We start from the raw sequence: 12,525 nt of genomic DNA, 5'->3' as shown, positions 1-12,525 counted from the left end.
GGTCGTAAATGGCAAGCCAAATATAAGAACGTGCATCACTCCTCTGGAAGAGGGAATGGACGTGAGGACGCAGTATGGTGCGTCGGCAGAGAAGGATTATTAGGAGGTGACCGCTATGATAGAGAGATACGATCTGATAGTGATAGGTGCAGGTCCGGCAGGACTTTCAGCTGCGATAGAGGCTGCGAAGAACGGAATGAAGCCGATAGTATTTGATGAGAATGCAAAGCCGGGCGGTCAGCTCTTCAAGCAGATACACAAGTTCTTCGGTTCAAAGGAACACAAGGCGAAGATAAGAGGATTCAACATAGGTTACGAACTTCTTGAGGAGGCAAATAAGCTGGGCGTGGATGTAAGACTTAATGCAACAGTTGTGGGTCTCTATGACGAGAAAGAAGTGACAGTCAGGATCGGTGATGAGATAAAGCATTTCAAGGGCGACAGTGTGCTTGTGGCAACAGGAGCCAGCGAGAACATGGTAACCTTCAAGGGGTGGACACTTCCGGGAGTCATCGGCGCAGGTGCCGCTCAGACTATGATGAATCTTCACCACATAAAGCCGGGTAACAGGATATTGATGCTCGGTTCAGGAAATGTAGGACTTGTAGTCAGCTATCAGCTCATGCAGGCAGGCTGTGAGGTAGTGGCACTGGTTGATGCGGCACCGAGGATCGGAGGATACGGAGTACATGCTGCGAAGATATCGAGATGTGGAGTTCCATTTTACCTGTCACATACAATAGTTGAGGCGAGTGGAGCCGACAGGGTGACAGGAGTGAAGATCGCACAGGTCGACAGCCACTTCAATTTCATAGAGGGAACAGAAAAGACATTTGACGTTGATACAATATGCGTTGCCGTTGGTCTTTCACCTATGTCACAGCTTTTAAAGCAGGCGGGCGTAAAGATGAAGGATACTCCGGGGGGATACGTTCCTGAGTGTGACGAATGGGGCAGAACCTCAGTGCCGGGAATATTTGCAGCCGGGGATGTGTCCGGAATCGAGGAGGCAAGCTCAGCCATGATCGAGGGCAGGATAGCGGGATCTGTCATATCTCAGGATCTCGGGTTTATAGATAAATCAGAGATGGAAGCGCGTGCATCGGAGCTTGAGGATGCACTTGGAAGCCTCCGTGAGGGAATGTTTGCACCGAAGAACAGGGGCAAGCTGATCGAGAAAACAGAGGAAGGCATAGATGTATCGATGAATCTGCTGGAGCACGGCTTTGTGGCAGATGACGAGATAGAGAGATATCCTGGAGTGACTCACAGGAAGGGAATACATCCGGTTATAGAGTGCACCCAGAACATCCCGTGCAACCCGTGCCAGGATGCGTGTCCGAAGGGGTGCATAAGCATAGGGGCAAATATAACCTCTCTTCCGACAGTGACGGAAAATCCATGTATAGGATGTGGCATGTGCGTTGCAAGCTGTTCAGGACAGGCCATATTCCTGGTGGACGAGGACACCGGGGATGGCTATGGAACGGTGACACTTCCATATGAGTTTCTTCCGATACCAGAGAAAGGAACAAAGGGCGTGGCACTTGGCCGTGATGGTCATGAGGTGTGCGAGGCGGAGGTCGTAAGTGTCAGAAGTGCAAAAGCATTTGACCATACCAATCTGCTGACCATGAAGGTGCCGAAGGACATGGTGATGAAGGCAAGATTTTTCAAGGAGGTGCGGTTATGATAGATATCAGAGAAAAACTTGATGCCATAGGACCTTATGTTCCGGCACCGGATGACGACATACTGGTGTGCAGGTGTGAGGAGGTCACAAAGGGCGAGATAAGGCAGGCAGTCCATGCGGGAATGCTGACGATAGAAGAGATAAGAAGATTCCTCCGGTGTGGGATGGGATTGTGTCAGGGACAGACCTGTGGCAAGCTGGTGAAGGGTATTGTGGCAAGGGAACTTCATGTGTCACCTCTTGACATAGAGCCGGCCACGTCCAGGGCACCTATGAGACCTACAGAGATGCGCATACTTGCGAGAGATGGAGGTGAGGCTCATGAGTAAACATACAGCAGAGGTTATAATAATCGGCGGTGGTGTAAATGGATGCGCTGCTGCTTACTATCTGGCAAAGGCTGGGATGAAGGATGTCATAGTGCTTGAGGGCAGTCCAAGCATAGGACACGGAGGATCTTCACGAAACGGAGGCGGAGTCAGACAGTCAGGAAGAGATGTAAGGGAGCTGCCATACGCTATGTATGCAGTGCAGAATATGTGGCCGACACTTTCCGAGGAGCTTGGAGTTGACGTGGAGTATTATCAGAAGGGCAACTTAAGACTTGGCAAGACTGATGCCCATATGGAAAAGCTCAGGAATCTTGCGGCAAATGCTAACTCTCTCGGACTTGACATGAAGATCATAGATGGCAAAGAGGTGAAGGAGATCTGCCCATATCTCTCTGACGAGATAATCGGCGCAAGCTGGTGTCCTACGGATGGACATGCCAATCCTATGCTGACGACTCTGGCGTACTACAAGAGGGCAACGGAGCTCGGGGTAAATTTCTTCACAGATGCAAAGGTGGCTGCACTTGAGAAGGTGAAAGGAAAACTCAGAAAGGTCATACTGGAATCAGGTGAGGTGTTCGAGGCGGACAAGGTCATACTGGCTGCCGGATATGAGAGCAGATTCATTGCAAGGACAGTTGGAATAGATGTGCCGATGACAAAGTATTTTGAGGAGGCGCTGGTTACGGAGGTGCAGCCGCACATGTTCGACATCATGCTTGGTGTTGCATCCGCTGACTTTTACGGACATCAGTCACAGCACGGATCATTTGTATTTGGCTCAGATTCGGGACTTGAGGAGACAACGGACATGGGACTTGATGAGCTCAGGACTTCACCGCTCACCGTATCTGCCGGATGCAGGGCGATCATGGGATACATACCGATGCTGGCTGATGCCAAGATCGTAAGGACCTGGGGCGGATGGCTTGATCTCTGCTATGATGGTGTTCCAGTCATAAGCGAGGTTGACGAGGTCCCGGGACTTATACTGGCATGTGGATTTACAGGGCATGGATTTGGAACGGCACCGGCTGTTGGACTGATGCTCTCACAGATGGTGCTCGGCGAGAAGACTGTGGTGGATATATCATCTCTACGGTATGACAGATTCAAGGCTGTCAGGTAGACAGCATATGGATCAGAGGCGTATATTATTGATGAAGCAATTCTGTTGAGCAATATAATAGGTACTCCACAGAGCAAAAGTATCAATAATAACAATAAGCTAAAGGAGAGATATAACATGGAGAATTTTTTTTATAATATTCCGACAAAGGTATCATTTGGCAAGGGCGCCATTGATGATCTGCCAGGGTACATCAGCGAATACGGAGACAGTGTTCTGCTGGTGTACGGAGGCGGAAGTATAAAGAGAACAGGGCTGTACGACAGGATAATCAAGTTACTTGACTGTAGTCACATTTCCCATATTGAGCTTTCGGGTGTAGAACCCAACCCGAGACTCACAACGGTGAAGAAGGGTGTGCAGATGTGTCTGGAGCATGATGTGAAGGTGATACTTCCTGTGGGAGGCGGAAGTACAATAGACTGTTCCAAAGCTATAGCAGCCGGAGCGTGCTATGACGGTGATCCATGGGATCTGGTCGGACACCCGGAGAAGATAGAGAATGCTATGCCGATCATAGCTGTCGCGACTATGGCTGCGACGGGTTCTGAGATGGATCCATTTGCAGTTATCACAAATGAGGAGACAAAGCAGAAGAAGGATATCGCATCCGATCTGCTCTATCCTGCTTATGCGATACTTGACCCTGAGTATACATTTTCCGTTCCTGCATACCAGACGGCAGCAGGTGTGGCGGATATCATGAACCATATATTTGAGGTTTATTTTGCAGATAATGGAGACACATACATGCAGGACCGCATGATGGAGGCTCTTCTTAAAACCCTTATAAAGTACGGCCCGGTGGCAGTCTCAGAGCCGGACAACTATGACGCCAGAGCAAATATCCTCTGGGCATCTGAGTGGGCGATAAACGGATTCATAGCGTGTGGCAAGGATGGCCCATGGCCGGCGCACTCCATAGAGCATCAGCTGAGTGCTTACTATGATATAACACATGGACACGGACTTGCGATCATCACGCCGGTTCTGATGGATTACATTCTTAACGAGAAGAGCCTTCCGGTTCTGGTAAATTACGGCGTGAATGTATGGGATATAGAAAAGACAAAGGCCCCTTATGATATAGCCCGAGAAGCAATATCAAAGACACAGAAGTTATATGAGGATATGGGTCTGACCTCGGATCTCGGCGAGCTGGGCGTGCCTTATGAGAAGGACTTTGACGAGATGGCTGAGAAGGCGGCATCAGAGGACCTTGAGCATTGCAGGGTGCCTCTGACGAAGTCTGATGTAGTGGAGATTTATAGAAGATGTTTTAAAAACGTAAAGTAACAACATCGCAAAATGCATGATTTGATATATATACAGTTGGACTGTGGTAATGGCTAACAAAGATCAGATATTTTGTGGATGACAGGAATTACAGCAGGAGGTGGCAGTATGGACAGCAAGGTTGAATTCTTATTTCTGAATGAAGAGGACATGATAAAGGCGGGTGTACTCGATGCGGACAGAGCTGTGGACACCATAGGGGAGGTCATAACACTCCTCAGCGAGGGAGACTATCTCATGGGCGGCAGAGCGCATAACGACCACGGTGTACAGCTCATATTTCCGGAGAAGTCGGACATTCCGAACTTCCCGCTTGCGGACTCGGCGGACAGGAGATTCATGGCGATGCCGGCATATCTCGGAGGAAGATTTCATATGTGCGGTGAGAAGTGGTATGGCTCAAATGGCAGAAATTCGCACAAGGGTCTGCCGAGATCCATACTCATGGCGACACTGAATGACGTGGAGACAGGCCAGCCGCTTGCGTACATGTCAGCCAATCTCCTAAGTGCCATGAGAACCGGAGCGATGCCAGGGCTTACTGCCATGTATCTTGCAAGAAAGGATAGCAGGGTTCTGACGATCCTCGGCGCAGGAGTCATAGGAAGGACAAGTCTCATGGCTATCATGGCAAAGTTCCCGGACCTGGAGGTGTTGAAGATCAAGGGCAGCTCAAAGACTTCGCACACAGCCCATGAACTGACGGATTACGCCAGGGAGAACTATAAGAGTCTCAAGGAGATAATCATCTGCGATACTCTGGAGGAGGCCGTGAGGGATGCAGATATCATAGCGGAGGCGGTATCTGTTGAACCGAGAAAATGGCCTGTCATAGATCCGGCATGGGTGAAGCCTGGATGCACGATCATATCATCTGGAACCATGGATATGGATCTGGAGTTTGTCAGGGACCACGTGACGAAGGTTGTAGACAATATACAGATGTATGAGGAATATGTAAATGTGTATCAGGAGTGGGACGAGGATGGCAACAGGATATCACTTGGAACACCAGGCATACACTTTGTAAATATGGTGACGGATGGCTGGATAGAGAAGAGTGAGATCAGACATCTGGGAAACATAATGCGTGGCCTCGAGCCGGGACGAACGAGTGATGACGAGATCTTTCTTGTGAGCCTTGGCGGCATGCCGATCCTTGATGTCGGCTGGGGCTATGAGTGCTACCAGAGAGCTCTGAGGGAAGGCATCGGAACAAAGCTTAAGCTGTGGGATGCGCCATATATGAGGTAGTTTTAAGAACGGGATTTTTTCATATAGCAGATTTAGAGCTTCAAAGGTCACGGTGAATGTTAGACCGTGGCCTTTTGCTATAAAGTGAGCATAAAAAACAGAACTGCTCTTAGGAACGGATCGTATTCATTTGTAATATCTGTTGTTGTACTGGCAATACGCTCCATACAGTGATAACTATGTTACACAGACTAACATGGCAGCGTACTCATCGGAGACGTCCTTTGACGGTGAGGGAGCAATCACTTCAGCCATAGATTATGTGGTTAGCGATGAGTATCCGCAGCTCTACATATTTCAGGAACATGGTGATAGTGATCTTCCCAAGATATTCAGCAATTAATATCAAGAAAAGAATCGGATTGTCCCTGGACGGTCAAAAAAGCCCGCCCAGGGATAATTTTTTTGCAAACAGGAATGAAACTGGCAGAAAAGGATAAAAAGGTTACAGGCATGAGACAACTGACTGGGTTAACAATATTAAGTAGGTTCAAATCTCAGTTGCCAAAATAAACCACATCCACCGAATAAAATAAACAATTAAAGAAATGACAAAAAACATTGACCTTGGTATTATACCAGACTCTACAATGAGTGAAAATTAAAAGCAAGAACACATGGAAGAGAGCAAAGGAGCTCATAGGAATATGACTCCGCTGCTCTCTTTTTTATTTGTAAGGAGGAATGGATATGAAGAAGATAGAACTCATCATCAGACCAGAGAAGCTTGAGCCACTCAAGAAGATACTCAGCAAGAATGAATACAGCGGACTCACCGTCATGTCGGCCATGGGCTGCGGACACCAGAAGGGCTACAGCGAAGAATTCAAGAAGCTTGGGATGGAGATCAATCTCCTGCCAAAGCTCTACGTCATGACCGTGATACTTGACGAGGATCTGGATGACATACTCACAGAGATATGTGAGAAACTCTCCACCGGTCAGGTTGGAGATGGAAAGATATTTATAACAAATGTTGACGATGTCATGAGGATAAGGACAGGAGAACACGGAGAATCAATACTTTGATTACTACTTTAGAAAAGAGTGAGGTGAGTTGCTGATGGAAGAGAGAAAAGCAATAGTACAGCTTAAAAACATAACAAAGTCATTTGGCGACAATCAGGTGCTGAAGCCCATCAGCCTTGACATATACGAGGGAGAGTTCCTGACATTGCTTGGTTCATCAGGCTGTGGCAAGACGACCACACTTCGTATCATTGCAGGTTTTGAGACACCCACGGAGGGAAATGTATACATAGAAGATAAGGATGTCACAGAGTTGGCACCGTACAACAGGGATGTTAACACGGTGTTTCAGAGTTACGCTCTTTTCCCTCACATGACAGTCTTTGACAACATAGCATTTGGCCTTGTTGAGAAGAAGATGGACAAGAAGGAGATAAAGAAAAAAGTTCTGGAAATGCTGGATCTGGTACAGCTCCATGGATTTGAGAAGAGAAAGCCATCGCAGATGTCAGGTGGACAGAAACAGAGAGTTGCAATTGCCAGGGCACTGGTAAACTCACCGAAGGTACTGCTTCTTGATGAGCCACTCGGAGCACTTGATCTGAAACTCAGAAAGCAGATGCAGGTGGAGCTCAAGAGGCTACAGAAGAAGCTGGGAATCACATTTGTGTATGTAACCCATGATCAGGAAGAGGCGCTTACCATGAGCGACAGGATAGCTGTCATGCATCAGGGACACTTTGAGCAGATCGGTACGGCAAAAGAGATATACGAGAACCCACAGACCAAATTTGTTGCAAGCTTCATAGGAGAGTCCAACATATTCGAGGCAAATGTGGACACCATAGAAGGCACTGATCTTGGGCTTACGATGGAGAATGGAAAGGTCAGAGCGAAGGGCGAGGGATTTGTTAAGGAAGAGATCGTGTACATATCGGTACGTCCCGAAAATACGCATCTGTCAGACAAGCCGGTGGATGGATTTACACTGAAAGGAATCGTCAAGGATCAGATCTATGTTGGTTCGGTCCTTAAGACTATAGTGGAACTGCCAAATGGCAAGGAAGTCAAGGTCAACAATCATCCTGATGCCACGGTATATCCTGATGGCACGGCAGTGTCAGTGTACTGGGAGCCGGACAAGGCGGTTGTCATACACACCAAGGAGGATAAGATGTACGACGCCATAGAGGATGCAGTTCTTAAATAAGAAATATCTGCGTGTAATGATAACCGGATTAAGTTTCGGCTATGCAAGGAGGCTTTGCTATGAAAGAAAAAAAGAAAAAGGAGAAAAAGAACACTCTGCCGATATTATGTATGGTTGGTCCAACATCCCTGTGGCTGTTGTTTTTCCTTCTCATCCCACTTATATATGTTGTGGTCATAAGTTTTATGACGAAGGGTGCATATGGCGGAGTTGTCGGCAAGTTCTCAATTGACAGTTATAAGAAGATATTTGATCCGCTGTATCTGACGGTCATGTGGAAGTCGGTTGTCATGGCATTTGAGACAAGCGTGATATGCCTCATCATATCTTATCCATTTGCTTATATGCTGTGCAAGGTGCCGGACAAGATACGCGGAATGCTCACACTTCTCATCATGCTGCCATTCTGGGTAAATGGTCTCATCAGACTGAATGGATGGTCAAATATACTGAGAGACAGCGGCTTTGTAAATACATTGTTGATGAAGATAGGAATCATAGACCAGCCGATACAGATGATGTACTCGGAGGGGGCAGTCCTCTTCGGCATGGTGTATACCTTCTTCCCATTTATGGTACTGCCGCTTACAAGCAGCATATCAAAGCTTGATCATTCGCTGGTTGAGGCATCATACGATCTGGGGGCAAGAAAGATAAAAACATTTATCAGAGTCATACTCCCGATGACGCTCCCGGGAATATTTGCAGGAACGATACAGGTATTCATACCGAGCCTTGGAGCATTCTTCATATCGGATGTCATGGGCGGCGGCAGCGCGGCATATCTTGGCAATCTGATACAGAACCAGTTCCTTGTGGCACGTAACTGGCCACTGGGCGCAGCGTTCTCGGTACTTCTGATCATCTTCACTCTGGTTGTGCTGAAGGCGTACAGCAAGGTTGGAGATCTGGATGATCTGGCATAAGGAGGGATGGATATGAAGCGAAAAGAAAAGAAGAAGATGGGCGCGGGATCGATCATATTCATGGCACTTGTATATCTGTTCCTGTACATGCCGGTATTTGTCATCATCCTGTTCTCGTTCAACAAGAACAATACAAATATGGTGTTTGACGGATTCACACTCAAGTGGTATCTGGAGGTGTTCCAGGGGGACTCACTTATGAAGAACTTCTGGCTGTCCATAGAGCTGGCGTTAGTGTCCATGGTCATATCGGTGGTTCTAGGAACTCTGGCAACCATAGGACTTTACAGGTACGAGTTCAAGCTCAAGAAGTTTATCAACGGACTTCTGTACGTGCCGATAGTCATCCCGGAGCTGGTTATAGGCCTTGCCTCACTGGCATCGTTTTCCAAGATGGGCATGACCATGGGATTTGCGACCATGGTGTTCGCACACGTTACATTTTGTCTGCCATTTGTCATCATCACACTGAGATCACGAATTGCGAATTTTGACAGCTCTATAGAGGAGGCAGCCATGGATCTCGGGGCAAATCAGTGGCATACGTTAAAGCGAGTCACCATTCCAATGCTGACACCTGGAATCATATCCGGAGCGCTGCTTTCCATCACACTCTCGATAGATGATGTAATAATCAGCTACTTCGTATCCGGAGCCGGGGATATCACATTCCCTATCAAGGTATACGGAATGGTCAGAGGCAAGATCACCACAAATGTATATGTCATATCAACTTTGATGATAGTCGGAATAGTTGTGATCTACCTCCTTGCGGGGGCACTTGGAAGGTTTATATCAAAGCGCAGGGAGATAAGAGACATCCGCAAGATAGATGCACAGTAATTCCGTAAGATAGATGCGCAGTAATTCGGGAATACAGAATATGTTCCGAAGACATATATGGCAAGGAGGCGTAACAAATGGATGAAACGACAAAGATGACAGCAGACCTTATAGTGTATGGAAAAATCTATACGGCGGACAGCAAACGCAGTCTGGCGCAGGCTATGGCGGTCGCCGATGGAAAGATCATATACGTGGGTGACAGAGCCGGTGCAGAACGCTATGCAGGCGAAAATACACAGGTTATAGAACATGACAAAGGACTTGTGATACCGGGAATGACAGAGGGACATGCACACATATCAAGCACCACTGAGATAGTGTATGGTGTCAGCCTTGCAAATAAGGAGAGCATAGACGATTATGTGACGGCGATAAAAGATTATATGGCGAGCCACCCTGACGAGAAGGTTGTGAGCGGTTCCGGTTTTGAAAATGGAGTATTTGGATCCTTGGGACCGACCGCTGACATACTGGATGACATATCGACGGATGTGCCGATGGTCATGATAAGCGAGGATCACCACTCATATTGGGTGAACAGCAAAGCTATGGAACTTGTCGGGATTGATGAAACTACCGCTGAGGTTCCCAATGGTGTGATAGTGAGGTATCCGGGAACAAGCAGACCAACGGGATGGTTCAAGGAGATGGCGGGCAATCTGTTCAGTGCGGTGCTGCCTGAGATGACTGCTGACAACTTTGCACATGCTATAGAATGTTATCAGGATATAGCCATGTCAAATGGCGTCACAATAGCATTTGAGCCAATGTTTGACAAGAAACAGAACTATGACAGAAGATTTGCCGGATATGCAAAGCTTAACAGCGAGGGAAAACTAAAGGTGACATTCAGGGTAGGTTACACGCTAGAGCCTGTTGATGATGAGGACTATGTGTTTGCTGAACTTGCAAAGTATCATGAGAAGTTCCGGTATGTTCCTAAGATACAGGTGAACACGTTAAAGATATTTGCAGATGGAGTAGTGGAAGGTCATACAGCTTTTCTCAGAGATGATTACGCGGATGCCCCAGGAGATAAGGGTGAGCCGATGCTCAGCCAGGAGAGGACAAATGCGGCGGTGAAACGTGCTCTTGATGCGGGATACTATGTACATGCACACGCGATCGGCGATGCTGCGATAGACGAGGTGCTGAATGCATATGAGTACGGACAGACAGAAACAGACAGGGATTACAGAAATGCCATAACACATCTTCAGGTCATGGTGCCGGAGCATGTGGACAGGATGAAGAGCCTTGGTGTGGTGGCAGTCACCAATCCATACTGGCACTTCAGGAACAGAGTGTATTATGACACTTTGGAGAAGCCATTTCTCGGAGAAGAAAGAGCCTCCAAGGAATACTATATGAGATCCATCACAGATGCTGGAATCGTCACAAGCTGTGCCAGCGACTTCCCTGTAACGGTTCCACCGAGAACTATGGATGCACTTCATCTCATGGTGAACAGAAAACAGCCCGGACATCCGGAGATGGAAGAGATGGGTGCCGGCGAGACGATAAGTGTTGAGGATGGTCTTCAGGTCCTCACATATGGCGGAGCATACCAGAACAGGCTTGAGAAGACAAAGGGTTCCCTTGAAGCAGGCAAGGATGCCGACTTCGTATTGCTGGATTCGGATGTCCTTACTATCCCGAAGGAAGACATCTACAAGACACAGGTTACAGCCACTTATATATGTGGTGAGAAAGTCTGGGCGTAAGAATAAACAACCAGACTGGTGTTCAATAAAAGGAGGAAATGACTATGGTAAGAGGAAAAATCAAAAAAATGATGGCTGCAGCACTTGCAGTGACAATGGTATTTACGATGACAGCATGTGGCAGCGATTCAGAAGAGAAAACTGCAGACGGATACGCAAAGGAGATATATCTGTACAACTGGTCAGAGTATATGAGTGAAGATGTTCTCAATAAATTTGAGGAGGAATATGGCATAAAGGTAGTGGAGACTACATTTGAGTCGAATGACGAGATGCTGGCAAAGCTCATGGCGGGAGGCGGATCAGAATATGACATTGCAGTACCTTCAAACTTCTACATAGAATCTATGAAGGCAAATGATCTGCTTGAGCCTCTGGACAAGGATGTGATCACCAATTATGACAATATCGATGAGACTTACAGGACAATGCAGTGTGATCCGGATGGAGAGTACTGTGTTCCATATATGGGAACATCCTGTGTATGGATAGCAAATAAAAAGATGCTGGACGACTATGGTATAGAGAGCCATAAGATGGACGACTTGAAGAATGATAATCTGAAGAATAATATTTTGCTTGTGGATGATTCCCAGGCTATTATGAGTGTAGGTCTGCTGGGATGCGGCCTTGATCCTACATCGGGCAACCTCGATGATATTGCAAAGGCAAAGGATTATATAAGTGGGCTGAATCCATATATCAAGGCATTTGCAGCGTCAACAGACACGAGAGACAGTATGGCAAAGGGAGAGGTAGCAGTTGCTCTCATGTACAGCGGCGAGGCACTTCAGGCGATGAAGGAGAATCCGGATCTTGAGGTAGTCATGGATGGTGAGCAGTGTTCACTCTCAATGGATACAATGGTCCTGCTCAAAGGCTCAAAGCACAAAGAGGAGGCAGAGTTGTTCCTTAACTTTATATTGAGACCTGACATATCCGCAGAACTCACAAATGAATTCCAGTTCATCTGTGCCAATAAGGCAGCAGTAGAATATCTGGATGATGACCTGAAAAACAGTCCACTGTGTGTGCTCACAGATGATATGAAGAAGAGAATATTTATGATAAATACATTTGATGCAGATGCGATATCAGCTGAGACAGATGCGGTCATGGAGATCAAATCATCCAGATAGGAACAGC

General features: G+C 47.2%; 13 protein-coding genes. All 13 read left to right on the top strand.

Annotation, left to right across the window (positions count from 1 at the left end):
* A partial coding sequence (locus ARA78_RS14610; protein ID WP_172674935.1) for a 2Fe-2S iron-sulfur cluster-binding protein occupies positions 1-103 on the top strand: 103 nt, incomplete at its 5' end.
* A 12-nt stretch (positions 104-115) separates the two neighbouring features.
* Positions 116-1,693, top strand: coding sequence for an FAD-dependent oxidoreductase (locus ARA78_RS13085; protein ID WP_330376012.1), 1,578 nt, complete (start codon positions 116-118; stop codon positions 1,691-1,693).
* Positions 1,690-2,022, top strand: coding sequence for a (2Fe-2S)-binding protein (locus ARA78_RS13080; protein ID WP_055273928.1), 333 nt, complete (start codon positions 1,690-1,692; stop codon positions 2,020-2,022). The genes ARA78_RS13085 and ARA78_RS13080 overlap by 4 nt, the downstream gene beginning before the upstream one ends.
* A complete protein-coding gene (locus ARA78_RS13075) occupies positions 2,015-3,154 on the top strand; it encodes an NAD(P)/FAD-dependent oxidoreductase (RefSeq protein WP_055273930.1) in 1,140 nt (379 codons plus the stop codon). The genes ARA78_RS13080 and ARA78_RS13075 overlap by 8 nt, the downstream gene beginning before the upstream one ends.
* A 117-nt stretch (positions 3,155-3,271) precedes the next feature.
* Positions 3,272-4,450: an iron-containing alcohol dehydrogenase gene (locus ARA78_RS13070; protein ID WP_022216189.1), complete on the top strand. Its 1,179-nt coding sequence runs from the start codon at positions 3,272-3,274 to the stop codon at positions 4,448-4,450.
* A gap of 108 nt (positions 4,451-4,558) precedes the next feature.
* Complete coding sequence (locus ARA78_RS13065) at positions 4,559-5,704, top strand: tyramine oxidase subunit B (protein WP_055273932.1); 1,146 nt, start codon at positions 4,559-4,561, stop codon at positions 5,702-5,704.
* A gap of 196 nt (positions 5,705-5,900) precedes the next feature.
* Positions 5,901-6,047, top strand: a complete 147-nt coding sequence (locus ARA78_RS13960) for a hypothetical protein (RefSeq protein WP_156337956.1) — start codon at positions 5,901-5,903, stop codon at positions 6,045-6,047.
* Between the two features lie 347 nt (positions 6,048-6,394).
* Positions 6,395-6,733, top strand: coding sequence for a P-II family nitrogen regulator (locus ARA78_RS13060; protein ID WP_015533492.1), 339 nt, complete (start codon positions 6,395-6,397; stop codon positions 6,731-6,733).
* A gap of 34 nt (positions 6,734-6,767) precedes the next feature.
* Positions 6,768-7,883, top strand: coding sequence for an ABC transporter ATP-binding protein (locus ARA78_RS13055; RefSeq protein WP_015533491.1), 1,116 nt, complete (start codon positions 6,768-6,770; stop codon positions 7,881-7,883).
* Positions 7,884-7,942: 59 nt separating this feature from the next.
* Positions 7,943-8,809, top strand: a complete 867-nt coding sequence (locus ARA78_RS13050; RefSeq protein WP_055147902.1) for an ABC transporter permease — start codon at positions 7,943-7,945, stop codon at positions 8,807-8,809.
* A gap of 12 nt (positions 8,810-8,821) precedes the next feature.
* On the top strand, positions 8,822-9,652 hold the full coding sequence (locus ARA78_RS13045; protein WP_055280694.1) for an ABC transporter permease: 831 nt from the start codon (positions 8,822-8,824) through the stop codon (positions 9,650-9,652).
* Positions 9,653-9,729: 77 nt separating this feature from the next.
* A complete protein-coding gene (locus ARA78_RS13040; protein WP_082423638.1) occupies positions 9,730-11,379 on the top strand; it encodes an amidohydrolase in 1,650 nt (549 codons plus the stop codon).
* A 44-nt stretch (positions 11,380-11,423) separates the two neighbouring features.
* Positions 11,424-12,518 carry a polyamine ABC transporter substrate-binding protein gene (locus tag ARA78_RS13035; protein WP_055280691.1) on the top strand — a complete coding sequence of 365 codons (1,095 nt, stop codon included), beginning with the start codon at positions 11,424-11,426 and terminating at the stop codon, positions 12,516-12,518.
* Positions 12,519-12,525 lie beyond the last annotated feature (7 nt).

This window comes from Coprococcus eutactus (assembly GCF_001404675.1).
Taxonomy (GTDB): domain Bacteria; phylum Bacillota; class Clostridia; order Lachnospirales; family Lachnospiraceae; genus Coprococcus; species Coprococcus aceti.
Note: the sequence above shows the minus strand (reverse complement) of the source record. Positions and strands in the feature narration are given on the sequence as shown.

Excerpts from the sequence above, each read along its gene's own strand:
- ARA78_RS13085 (WP_330376012.1), top strand. The coding sequence starts at position 116 with ATGATAGAGAGATACGATCTGATAGTGATAGGTGCAGGTCCGGCAGGA.
- ARA78_RS13080 (WP_055273928.1), top strand. The coding sequence starts at position 1,690 with ATGATAGATATCAGAGAAAAACTTGATGCCATAGGACCTTATGTTCCG.
- ARA78_RS13075 (WP_055273930.1), top strand. The coding sequence starts at position 2,015 with ATGAGTAAACATACAGCAGAGGTTATAATAATCGGCGGTGGTGTAAAT.
- ARA78_RS13070 (WP_022216189.1), top strand. The coding sequence starts at position 3,272 with ATGGAGAATTTTTTTTATAATATTCCGACAAAGGTATCATTTGGCAAG.
- ARA78_RS13065 (WP_055273932.1), top strand. The coding sequence starts at position 4,559 with ATGGACAGCAAGGTTGAATTCTTATTTCTGAATGAAGAGGACATGATA.
- ARA78_RS13960 (WP_156337956.1), top strand. The coding sequence starts at position 5,901 with ATGGCAGCGTACTCATCGGAGACGTCCTTTGACGGTGAGGGAGCAATC.
- ARA78_RS13060 (WP_015533492.1), top strand. The coding sequence starts at position 6,395 with ATGAAGAAGATAGAACTCATCATCAGACCAGAGAAGCTTGAGCCACTC.
- ARA78_RS13055 (WP_015533491.1), top strand. The coding sequence starts at position 6,768 with ATGGAAGAGAGAAAAGCAATAGTACAGCTTAAAAACATAACAAAGTCA.
- ARA78_RS13050 (WP_055147902.1), top strand. The coding sequence starts at position 7,943 with ATGAAAGAAAAAAAGAAAAAGGAGAAAAAGAACACTCTGCCGATATTA.
- ARA78_RS13045 (WP_055280694.1), top strand. The coding sequence starts at position 8,822 with ATGAAGCGAAAAGAAAAGAAGAAGATGGGCGCGGGATCGATCATATTC.
- ARA78_RS13040 (WP_082423638.1), top strand. The coding sequence starts at position 9,730 with ATGGATGAAACGACAAAGATGACAGCAGACCTTATAGTGTATGGAAAA.
- ARA78_RS13035 (WP_055280691.1), top strand. The coding sequence starts at position 11,424 with ATGGTAAGAGGAAAAATCAAAAAAATGATGGCTGCAGCACTTGCAGTG.